A 10,779-nucleotide genomic window follows, 5' to 3' on the forward strand; every position below is an offset into this window, starting at 1 on the left:
AGCGGCGATGAATGATGACTATATGATGCAGATTCTCAAATGCTTGTGTCAGGGCTGATTAAGATGCTCTTACCCTGCCCAATCAAAGACCTGAATCCTTACAAAATTACTAAGTGTTGTTAAATTCGAGCAGAGCATTAAAGATTAGCAAATTTCCAGAAATTTGGTTTGGCATTCATTCAGAGAAAATCTCTACAATTTATTCCTAGCGGTGTGCTTTTAGTTGCGCTGGTGACACGTTGGAATTACTCTGGCTGTCGTACTTGTAGATGTGAGCGTCACTCTCGAAAATATAATTGATGGAAGTAGCGGCATAGTAGCTCAGCGCTAGCAGCGACAATAGATTAAGAACTCTATAAATTGGTTTCTCAGATACTTCGTTCATTTTGACTCCTACTTTTTATGCAAATAACGAATTTGGATACCGTGACGGCACTTTTTTTTAGAAGTTCCCAAACATCTCGCACCTCTAAAAATTTAGCTGGCTCGCGTTATACACTCCTGATGCCCGATCGCCTAAAATAAGTCGTACTTGAGATTTGAAACAGTTTTTGTTGCCTATTTCATGTTGCAGTCTCTGCCTTGAATTGTCTATCTAACTGCGGTAAGAGTTAGGCAATTTGGGTATAAACGAACTCTACAATTTTCTGTTTAGAGCTGCTACGATTTGAAGAGAGGGCTCTGGAAAACGTGACAGAGCAAAGAGCGTAGCTGTTTTTCAACGCCTACCCAGGATTTTCCCACATTCGATTAATGGTACGCCGTGGCCGGAAGTAATAAAAATTCTTATGTTGGTCAGCGGCAGGCGAAAATATGTCTGAAGTTATATTTTTGCCAGGAACAAGCCCTGTTACATTACATATTAATTTTGAGCTTGGTTGAGGTTGTCGATAATTTTTGAGTAAAAAAATGTTGCTGTCGCTGTCCGACAATTTGGGTCTGACAATTTTGACTGAGCCCCACCCTTAAATCACGATGTGACAGAAGAAAAGTAGGCATCAGTCTATTCGAGACTTGGGCGTGAGACGTTCGGCTAGCGCTCAGTCAATCTCGTTCAGTTGAACGATTTGAGATTTGAGATTTATTCCACAGATGAAGCTGAGAGCTTGAACAAGCTCCTAAAATTTTGGGCGGCGGCCGGCTCCTGTCGGAAACTTGTATCAGTTTTCAGGCAGGGTCAAAAAGCCGAAGGCAGAATTTGATCTCGGTAAAAAAATACTGTTTTAGGATTCAGAATTTTTATTGAATTCTACCTTCTAGCTGCATTTTTTTTACAATGAAACAAGCTCCTTTACTCGCTGCCCGGAGCGATGCGTGCCGAATAATTTAGGACGAGATAAGCAACTCTGTTGAAGCCAGTTACTTCCACAATTAATTATAATTCTTGCTCGCATTGAGCTGTTTTTACAACAGACTTTTTGCTGGTAATTTGCAAAAGGGATAGGGGCAGAACAACAGGCCAAAACAAAGGCCCCATTATTAAGGCTATCCAAGATATCACGTCTTTTTTAGATGTCGCTGTATCATTCCAAAAACTTTTGAACCAAACAAGAAAAACGATTAAGGCAATAGAAAAGTAGCTAATCATTATCATTTTTTTACCTGCCTGCCTGTAGATGGGATAGAAGTATTTATAATTATTGTATCTCAGGCCGTGGCTCGCAGCTCGCAACTTTATGCCCTGAGCTGCAAGCTGCAAGTGTCTAAAACCCAAAGTTTCACAGCTCTCCGAGTCCAGAGCCTGCGATGTAGAGCGGACATACTTCCGCTGCGCGGCGGTCTTGGGGACTCAAAGCCTTGCGTTCAGTGCTTTTCGAGGTTTTGTCAAACCTTGAGGCTACCACCCCAATCATAGCTTATGCGATCGAGGTCTTTGGTTTACTGTGATTTAACTCACGTAGACTCGCAGACTTCGGTCACAAATCGAGCCAAGAACGATCACACAGCTTACCCGACTGCAATCACCCTACTCTTTTCTCAAATGTTCGATATTATAATAGTCGAGTTCAACGAGATTTCATGCAAGCTCTGACTTTAAAATCTGATCGCGCGATCGCTGAACTGTTCTATCAAGTCACTCATTCAGGCAATCTGACTCGCACTGAAAGCCACGGGCTGCGCGAACTCTGCCAAAGCGCTCTCAGCGAAGAAGCCCGAGATGCAGTCAACCGCCTGCTGCACGCCATCCGCCGCGGATGGGTCAGGATTTCCGATTAGTTTCCTCACACAAGAAGTTGAGATGAGTATTTCTACTGTCTCTCCTGTCAAGCTTTGCTAACAATAAGATTTTCGTGAGTAGGTCGCTCCATTAACCCTCTCCAAAAAAAATTGTACTGCGATCGAAAAGCTCGACCCGGTTTCTTGAAGAAGCCGGGATTTTTGATTTGAAGCAGTCAGTCGATTTTAGATTTTAGATTTTAGATTTTAGATTTTAGATTTTAGATTTTAGATTTTAGATTGACTTCACAGATGAATCTGGGAGCTTGAACTAGGGCCTAAAATTTGGGGCTGCTGGGGACTCCTATCGAAAACTTGTATCTGTCTTTGGGCGGGTCATTAAGTATATACACGGAAAAAAGACCATACCCAGAAACTAGGTAAATGTAGGTAAAAGCCGGCTTCTCAACACGCTAAAAGTTTTACGTTGAATTAAGCCGAGCGATTTCGCTAGCAGTCATTAGTAATCTGTTAATAGATAAATATTAATTTATTTGTCACCGTTTCTTAACCAAAAGTAGAGATGTGGGAGTTGCCAGAAGCGAGGAATCGGGACGGGGTTTGTGTTTCAAGTAGCAGGGCTATCGAGGAAATATCCGATCCCCTAGTTCGGCTGACACAAATCACTCATCAAGAGCCAATCGATCACATTTACTTCTGTAGTTGAATCACATAAATTTTGGAAAAATTAGTCAATACTGTCAAAAGCGAGTTCAAAAAAAAACACATGATGACAACCCAAACGCTTTTACCTCAATTTACTATTGCAGAGCTAGTCTTTCAGGTATATCACTCGGGTCTGCTGACTCCCACTCACCGACAACAGCTCCAGACAGCGCTCTTAAATGACTGTCTTACCGAAGAAGATCAAATAGCCATCAACCGCTTGCTCCACGCCGTTCGCCGGGGCTGGCTGAAGGTTGTAGATTAAATAATCACCAATTTTTTTTGCCACTCTCTTTAAATGAACTGTCAGTCAATTTTGGATTTTAGACCTCCGCAAGCGCTCAGTCGAACCGTGGAGTCCCGGTCACTCTAGCAATTTGAGATTTTAGATTTACTCCACAGATGAATCTGGGAGCTTGAACAAGACTCTAAAATTTTTGCCTCTCCACAACACGAGTCCGGGGCTTCTCTCGATTTTTGGGCGCATGAGATTAACGCAGAATTAAATCCCCTTAAAAAAATCAGGCATTAGCCTAAATGTAGGGTGCGCCACAAGCACCCTGCGGTTTTAACTTCTATTTTCTCAGCTTCTTTAGTCAGAGATTGTGCCGTCAGGCATCATGGCCTCTCTCAGATTCGCTTCATTCAAATTTGTCCCGCGCAAAGAAGCTTGATGTAAGTTTGCTCCCCGGAGATTTGCTCCCTTAAGGGAAACTCCGCTCAAATCTGCTTGATGGAGATTTGCACAGCTCAAGTTAGCTCCGCTCAAATCGGCTCCCTTCAAATCCGCTTTTTCCAGATTTGCTTCCGTCAAATTTGCCCAACTCAGATTTGCTTGAGTTAGGTTAGCACGGCTGAGGTCAGCTTGTGTTAAGTTCGCATCGGTTAAATTTGCTTTGCTCAGGTTGATTCCGCAAAGCTTTACTTCTGTCAAATTTGCACCTTGCAAGTTAGCGTTAACTGCATAAACTTGAATCAAAATTGCCCCCTGAAGGTTTGCATCTCTCATGTCTGCACCCCTGAGACTCGCCCCCGTTAAATCGGCCCCGCTGAACACGACACTTCGCAAGATGGCTCCGCTCAAGTTCGCTCCCACCGCCTCGCATTCGCCAAAATTAGCGGACATGAGGTTGGCTTGGGAGAGGTTGGCTTGACTGATATCTGCTTGATACAGATTAGCTCTGTAGAGGGTGAGACCGATCGAATTTGCACCTTTTAAATTAGCGTGACTCAGGTCAATATCGCGCAAGTTTGTCCTTGACATATTGACCCCGGCCAGGTCTACTTTGTGAAAAACCCGTTCTCCGGCTGCATAGCGTCTGAGAAGTTCCTCTGCATCCATGTCATTTTCCCCAAAATATTTAATAATACCTTTGATATTTCAATAATATTAGGAATGAGCGACCTTTACGTTTCTTGGCCTGAGTACCATCGGAAAATTGAGGATTTGGCTGTAAAAATTGAGGAATCTCAGTGGAAATTCGATCGAATTGTCTGTCTGGCGAGGGGAGGGCTGCGGGTTGGAGATACTCTGTCGCGGATTTTCGACAAACCTTTGGCGATTTTAGCTGCCTCGTCCTATGGTGGGGCCGAGGGAAATGTCCGGGGTGCGATCGAGTTTGCCCGCGATTTGACAATGGTGGGCGATAATTTGGGGAGCCACATTCTCTTGATTGACGATTTGGTGGATTCGGGAATTAGTTTAGATCAAAGTATTGCTTGGCTGAAGAGTCGCTACGGCGATGATATTCAGGAAATTCGGACTGCTGTACTCTGGTACAAGGCTTGTTCTGTTGCAAAGCCGGATTATTATGTAGATTATTTGGCTGACAATCCTTGGATTCACCAACCTTTTGAAATGTACGAAAAGATGAGTGCGGCTGATTTGGCGGCGAAAGTTGGGAGTTAGTCTATAAAAGGCTAACATCTGGTCAACTTTTAACATGGTTTGGGGGATATTTTGCACTTTTTGGCATAGTCCGTCCGGGGTTTCAACCCCTGTCTCATAGCTAAACTCCTCTCAAAGAAAACTGAATATTTATTAAGGTTTGGCAGTTTGTTTCAACTCCGATATTGCACCATTCTCAATAAGCCTTTTATGGGCGGGCTAGAAGCCCACCCCACAACAAAATTCACTCTTTGTGGAACAGGCAAGATGCCTGTTCTTGAGAATGGTGCAATATCTCAATTTCAACCAACTTTAGCTATGAGACGGGGAATTAATTCCCCGGCGGGCTTGTGGGTAAGTGCAAGTCTGCTGATACAATTAGCGAACCGAAAGAATGCGATCGCCCAATTCCATACTATCTGCCAAAACTTCCTGCCGCGCCCACCTATCCGCCGCCAAAATATCGTCTAAACCAGGACTTTCACAGTTATCGGTTTGATGTTTGTCGCACGCCTTTTCAATCAACTTCGGAATATCTAAAAACTGAATTTTCTCCTCCAAAAATAGCGCGACCGCCTGTTCGTTTGCCGCATTCAGCACCGCAGGCATTGAACCGCCCGCACGTCCCGCCGCATAAGCCAACTGCATACAAGGATACTTTTCGTGATCGGGTTCTCGGAAAGTTAAATCCCCAGCTTTTACCAAATCCAGCCGTTCCCAATCTGTATGAATTCGCTCCGGCCAAGACAAAGCGTAAAGCAGCGGCAAGCGCATATCCGGCCATCCCAATTGCGCCAAAACCGAGGTATCTTGCAGCTCAATTAAGGAGTGAATTATGCTCTGAGGATGGATGACAATATCAATGTCGTCATAATCCATTCCGAACAAGTAATGAGCCTCAATTACTTCTAATCCTTTATTCATCAAAGTAGCAGAATCGATCGTGATTTTCTGCCCCATCGACCAATTCGGATGTTTTAAAGCATCGGCTACTGTTACTGCGGCTAATTTGTCGATCGGCAAATCTCGAAAAGAACCGCCCGAAGCAGTGAGAATAATTCGCCGCAACCCGCCAACCATAACACCTTGCAGGCACTGAAAAATTGCTGAATGTTCCGAGTCAGCAGGTAATATTTTAACGCCGTATTTTTCGATGAGGGGGTTGACAACGGGGCCCCCTGCGATTAAGGTTTCTTTATTGGCTAAGGCAATATCTTTGCCGGCTTTGATAGCCGCAATTGTTGGCAGCAAACCGGCACAGCCAACTATACCGGTGACGACGGCTTGAGCGTCGCCATATTTGGCAACTTCGACAACGCCTGACTCGCCAGCAAGTAAAATAGGTTGAGGGTCGATGTCTGCGATCGCCTCCTTCAATTCCAGTAATTTATCTTCGTCGCAAACCGCGACAATTGCCGGTCTAAACTGGCGAATTTGCTGGGCCAGCAACGTTACATTTCGTCCGGCGGTTAACCCGACAATCCGAAATTTGTCGGGGTATTGAGCTACAATATCCAGAGTCTGAGTGCCGATGGAGCCTGTGGAGCCGAGAAGAGTTATTGCTTTCACAATTTTTTAATGTTTTGTGGATTATTCTAATATTACGATTGCGGGGATAAAAATTAGTCGTTAACTATTGCGTGGAAAGCACATTCGATGGAATCATATTTTGAGTGACCACCTAGTGCCAGATTTCATGCAGAATAGGGAAAATTTTGCTGATTCCAGTGAGGACATCAGTGTCTCGATCGCCGAAAATATAGAGGAAGGTCGATCGCAGCTACCGTCGAGTTTGGTTTGGGCGATCGCTGCTGCTGCGGCAATTTTCTTGGTGTGTAGGAGTTTACGGTACGCTTTATTCCAATCAACTGCTTTCGATTTGGGAATTTTTGACCAAGCAATTTACTTAATAAGCCAAAACCAAACGCCTTTTTCTTCTTTAATGGGGATTCATATTTTGGGCGATCACGCAGCGGTAATCTATTATCCGCTAGCTTGGCTGTACAAAATTTCCCCGGATGTGCATTGGCTGCTGTTGGTACAAGCAGTTGCTTTATCCCTAGGGGGTTGGCCTACGTGGAGTTTAGCGCGTTTGGCAGGTTTAAATCAAGAACAATCGCGTGCGATCGCATTGATTTATTGGCTCTATCCGGTGGTATTTAACATTAATTTATTTGATTTTCACCCGGAAGTAATCGCTTTACCCGCACTTTTGGCAGCAATTTTGGCGGCGCGTTTAAATAAAATTGTGTGGTTTTGTACCGCTATAGTGTTAGTTCTCAGTTGCAAGGCGGTTTTGTCCCTAACCGTTGTCGCTATGGGTGTCTGGCTGTTTTTTTGCGAAAAAAAGCAACGGTACGGGGCGATCGCACTTTTGCTAGGTGCAGCTTGGTTTTTGATAGCTTCCCAGAAAATCATCCCCTTCTTTAGCGGCAGCGAAGTCGCTGGAGTCTGGCGCTACAGCTATTTAGGCAAATCCGTACTAGAAATCATCATCAATCTCATCTTAAAACCACAGCTAGTATTAGGAAAAATCCTTTCCTTCGATACATTCAAATATTTATTTCTCGTCACCTTACCTGTGATTGGGCTGGTATTGCCATTTTCTGGCAAACTACGCCTACAATATCTAACAGCGCTAATTCCTGCCATCCCTACCCTGCTCATCAATATCCTCTCTGACTTGTCATTTCAACGCAGCTTAGCCTATCAGTATTCAGTGCCTGTAATTCCATTTTTATTTTTAGCAGTAATCGCGAAGGAAGAAACAAGAAGCAGGGAAGAAATAAAAGGCAACCAGGAAGAGGATAAAGCAAATAAGCAACAGTTTTTAACATGGGTCAATCGGCCACAATTTAAAAACTTACGAATTTCTCAACTTTGGCAGGGAATTCAATTGCCGAGAATCATGATAATTTGGTCATTACTAATTTTCCTATGTGTGGGCGAATATAAAGATTTTTATCTGTACCTAAATAGACTAGATACCTGGCAAGCTACACGCGAAGCAGTCGCACAAGTTCAACCCCAAAGCAGTATTTTAACAGATAATAGACTTGCACCTCACTTTGCCCACCGCCCAATAGTAAAATTGCTTTCACAAATTTCGCCCCAAACAAATTTAGCTGAATTTCAATACATATTATTAAACCTGCGCCATCCCTGGCCTGATACGTAAAAAATTGGTAATACCTTAGCCAATCAACTTAAAAACTCTGCCGATTTTAAATTAACTTATAAAAAAAACGAAGTTCTCCTATTTAAACGAATCGTTGATTAAACCAATAAAATGCTAACTTTAAAATCCCTAAAATCTCATCCAGTATTTTTAATGATTGTCGTGACAACGCTAGTCTTATTTGCCGCCAGCAGCGCGCGACACGCTTTGTTTCAGTCAACTGCATTCGACTTAGCAATTTTTGACCAAGCAATTTATTTAATCTCCCAAAACCAAACGCCATTTTCCTCTTTAATGGCAATAAATATTTGGGGCGACCACGCCGCTTTTATTTTCTATCCACTAGCTTTACTTTACAAAATATATCCAGATGTTCACTGGCTTTTTTTAGTGCAAGCTGTTTCCCTAGCTTTAGGCGCTTGGCCGAGTTGGAGTTTGGCACGTCAAGCCGGATTAAATAATAGCATATCTGGGGCGATCGCCTGTATTTACCTCCTCTATCCATTAGTATTTAATGTCAATCTCTTCGACTTCCACCCAGAAGTCATTGCTTTACCAGCACTGCTAGCAGCAATCTTAGCCGCGAGGCTGAATAAAACCTTGTGGTTTTGTGCTGCTATTGTATTAGTTTTGAGCTGCAAAGCTGTCCTATCTTTAACTGTGGCTGCGATGGGTTTGTGGCTGTTGTGTTTTGACAAAAAACGTAATTGTGGGCTCATAGCTCTCTTTCTAGGCGTGGGTTGGTTCCTGGTAGTTACTCAGGCAGTTATACCGTATTTTAATCAGGGAAGAGAACACGCGGCAATTGGGCGATATCAATATTTGGGCAAGTCAGTTTTTGAAATTGCTATTAATTTAATAGTGAAACCAAATCTAGTTTTAGGGCGTTTATTTTCTTTAGAAACTTTGCAATATTTAGCCTTATTGCTATTACCAGTAATTTGGTGGCTGTCCCCGCGTCATCTGTCATCTTTAATTAGTGCTGTGCCGATGTTGGCGATGAATATTCTTTCCGATCGCCCCGCTCAGCGGGATTTAGTTCATCAATATTCTGTGCCGATCTTGCCGTTTTTGTTGGTTGCCGTAATTTCCAGTTTAGCAGCTAGCAATCAGCAAAAGGGAAAGACAATATTTGATAGATTGCCAATTCCTAATTATCCATTGCCTAGAGTCATTGTAATTTGGTCGTTGATTGCTTTCTTAGCTTTAGCGAAATACGGCTATTTTTGGACTATTTATTTAAATGGGCTCGACACTTTGCCAGCTACAAGAGAGGCAATTTCTCTTGTTGAAACCAAAGGCAGTGTTTTCACAAATGTTCAGATTGCTCCGCATTTAGCGCACCGCCCTGTAGTAAGATTAACTCAGGCTAACGCGCCGCCTGCAAATCTCGCAGAATTTGATTATGTATTGCTGAACCTTAGATATCCTGGCTGGATGAGCGAGCGAGAATTTGTTAAAAACCTAGTAACTCAACTAAAAAACACCCCTCAGTTTCAACTAAAATATCAGCGAGACGACATATATCTATTTACTAGGAGTCATTAGTCAGCAGTCATCAGTCATCAGTCAACAGTCAACAAATTCGCGCTAATCCTCCACTTTCAAAGCCCTTCTTGCCAACTTCACTAGGACTTACGCATTGACAAAATAACTCTATTGTGTATATCTGGAATAGAGGTGAATTCAATTCCTAAAAAAAACAGGATTGGGTAAAATTGCTCAAGTTATCAGGAGAGAAAAAATATTAGAACCAGAACTAAGCCATCCACCGCACTCTGCGACCTGTCCAAGTACACATATTTTCTTTTAGCGGAGTCTAAATATTCAGGTTGCTGTCGGCTATCCTCGATTTTAAATGGACTATCTCACGATAGTATTAACCGTTTTTTGTTAAGAGAAAGGTATGAACCAAAAGATTTATTTGATGAACTCAAACCACATATTGAGTTAATAGGCGGGACATTAAGTGGGGATGACACAGTTATTGAAAAGCCTTATAGTGACCCCAATTTAACAGAATTTATTGGATATTTTTGGTCAGGGAATCAGCACCGTCCGGTTAAAGGAATTAATCTGATTACATTGTATTACACCGAGAGCAATGGTAAGTCTGTACCCGTAAATTATCGGATATATAACAAACCGGAGGGAAAAACCAAAAATGATTATTTTCGGGAAATGATTGCGGAAGTGTTATTATGGGGATTACAGCCACAGATGGTGACAGGAGATAGTTGGTATTCCAGTAAAGAAAACTTGAATTTTTTGAGAAACCAAAAACTAGGTTTTATGATGGGGATAGCCAAAAACCGCCAAGTGGCTATGATTCCAGGGAAATACACGGCTGTGAAAAATCTCGAAATTCCCCGCCTGCGGGCAAGTTGTTCATCTCAAAAAAGTCGGGCAAGTGAAAGTATTTCAGAAGAAGTTCAAAAACGACACAGAGAGATACTATATCATGTTTTGGCCTGATATCAAAGAGACTGAAGTTATAACTAGAAGTGATTTTCTGACCACACATTCGATACATTGGGGAATTGAATGTTACCACAGAGCCATCAAACAACTTTGTGGGATTAAAAAATTTATGGTGAGAAGTTCTCCGGCTATTGTCACCCATTTCTTCTGTTCAATTCGGGCTTTTGTCCAATTAGAATTGATGAGGGCAGAGGCATTGATTGATAATTGGTATGAAATTCAAAGAAATTTATCGTTAGAAGTAGCCCGTGATTTTATTCTCCATTACCTGAATCCTGGAGTTTAGACTAAAAAACGAGCGCATCTAAAAGTAGCTGCCTTTAAATATCCGGCAAGCTGTTACTCAAAA

At 42.6% G+C, this 10,779-nt stretch carries 8 protein-coding genes and 2 pseudogenes; 6 read left to right on the forward strand and 4 right to left on the reverse strand.

From position 1 onward, the window contains the following. Positions 1–205 precede the first annotated feature (205 nt). Positions 206–385 carry a hypothetical protein gene (locus QUB33_RS27785; RefSeq protein ID WP_190660908.1) on the reverse strand — a complete coding sequence of 60 codons (180 nt, stop codon included), beginning with the start codon at positions 383–385 and terminating at the stop codon, positions 206–208. Positions 386–1,375: 990 nt separating this feature from the next. Then, positions 1,376–1,594 (reverse strand): hypothetical protein, encoded by a 219-nt coding sequence (locus QUB33_RS27790; protein ID WP_333068235.1) that lies wholly within the window; start codon positions 1,592–1,594, stop codon positions 1,376–1,378. 425 nt (positions 1,595–2,019) lie between these two features. Between QUB33_RS27790 and QUB33_RS27795 the strand changes: the two genes are divergently transcribed. Both QUB33_RS27795 and QUB33_RS27800 read left to right on the forward strand, forming a co-directional pair. Then, the gene (locus tag QUB33_RS27795; protein ID WP_333357341.1) at positions 2,020–2,217 is read left to right on the forward strand and encodes a hypothetical protein; all 198 of its coding nucleotides are present in this window, start codon (positions 2,020–2,022) and stop codon (positions 2,215–2,217) included. Positions 2,218–2,947: 730 nt separating this feature from the next. Continuing rightward, positions 2,948–3,148, forward strand: coding sequence for a hypothetical protein (locus tag QUB33_RS27800; RefSeq protein WP_039886773.1), 201 nt, complete (start codon positions 2,948–2,950; stop codon positions 3,146–3,148). 327 nt (positions 3,149–3,475) lie between these two features. On the opposite strand, the gene QUB33_RS27805 is transcribed toward QUB33_RS27800, so the two are convergent. After that, positions 3,476–4,225 (reverse strand): pentapeptide repeat-containing protein, encoded by a 750-nt coding sequence (locus tag QUB33_RS27805; protein ID WP_333357344.1) that lies wholly within the window; start codon positions 4,223–4,225, stop codon positions 3,476–3,478. A gap of 54 nt (positions 4,226–4,279) precedes the next feature. Between QUB33_RS27805 and QUB33_RS27810 the strand changes: the two genes are divergently transcribed. Continuing rightward, on the forward strand, positions 4,280–4,792 hold the full coding sequence (locus QUB33_RS27810) for a phosphoribosyltransferase family protein (protein WP_190660905.1): 513 nt from the start codon (positions 4,280–4,282) through the stop codon (positions 4,790–4,792). Between the two features lie 357 nt (positions 4,793–5,149). Here QUB33_RS27810 and dxr read toward each other — a convergent pair whose 3' ends face one another. After that, entirely contained in the window at positions 5,150–6,340 is a 1,191-nt protein-coding gene (dxr, locus tag QUB33_RS27815) for a 1-deoxy-D-xylulose-5-phosphate reductoisomerase (RefSeq protein ID WP_333357349.1), read from the reverse strand. A gap of 127 nt (positions 6,341–6,467) precedes the next feature. On the opposite strand from dxr, the pseudogene QUB33_RS27820 reads away from it, so the two are divergent. From QUB33_RS27820 to QUB33_RS27830, 3 genes and pseudogenes are all read left to right on the forward strand, one after another. Continuing rightward, positions 6,468–8,051 (forward strand): annotated as a pseudogene (locus QUB33_RS27820) (DUF2079 domain-containing protein). Between the two features lie 9 nt (positions 8,052–8,060). Beyond that, positions 8,061–9,497: a DUF2079 domain-containing protein gene (locus tag QUB33_RS27825; RefSeq protein ID WP_333357355.1), complete on the forward strand. Its 1,437-nt coding sequence runs from the start codon at positions 8,061–8,063 to the stop codon at positions 9,495–9,497. A gap of 198 nt (positions 9,498–9,695) precedes the next feature. Further along, positions 9,696–10,716 (forward strand): annotated as a pseudogene (locus QUB33_RS27830) (IS701 family transposase). Positions 10,717–10,779: the final 63 nt, after the last annotated feature.

The organism is Microcoleus sp. B3-A4, from assembly GCF_036705385.1.
In the GTDB taxonomy this organism is placed as follows: Bacteria; Cyanobacteriota; Cyanobacteriia; order Cyanobacteriales; family Microcoleaceae; genus Microcoleus.

Coding starts and splice junctions, on each gene's coding strand:
- QUB33_RS27785 (WP_190660908.1), bottom strand. CDS start 385: ATGAACGAAGTATCTGAGAAACCAATTTATAGAGTTCTTAATCTATTG.
- QUB33_RS27790 (WP_333068235.1), bottom strand. CDS start 1,594: ATGATAATGATTAGCTACTTTTCTATTGCCTTAATCGTTTTTCTTGTT.
- QUB33_RS27795 (WP_333357341.1), top strand. CDS start 2,020: ATGCAAGCTCTGACTTTAAAATCTGATCGCGCGATCGCTGAACTGTTC.
- QUB33_RS27800 (WP_039886773.1), top strand. CDS start 2,948: ATGACAACCCAAACGCTTTTACCTCAATTTACTATTGCAGAGCTAGTC.
- QUB33_RS27805 (WP_333357344.1), bottom strand. CDS start 4,225: ATGGATGCAGAGGAACTTCTCAGACGCTATGCAGCCGGAGAACGGGTT.
- QUB33_RS27810 (WP_190660905.1), top strand. CDS start 4,280: ATGAGCGACCTTTACGTTTCTTGGCCTGAGTACCATCGGAAAATTGAG.
- QUB33_RS27825 (WP_333357355.1), top strand. CDS start 8,061: ATGCTAACTTTAAAATCCCTAAAATCTCATCCAGTATTTTTAATGATT.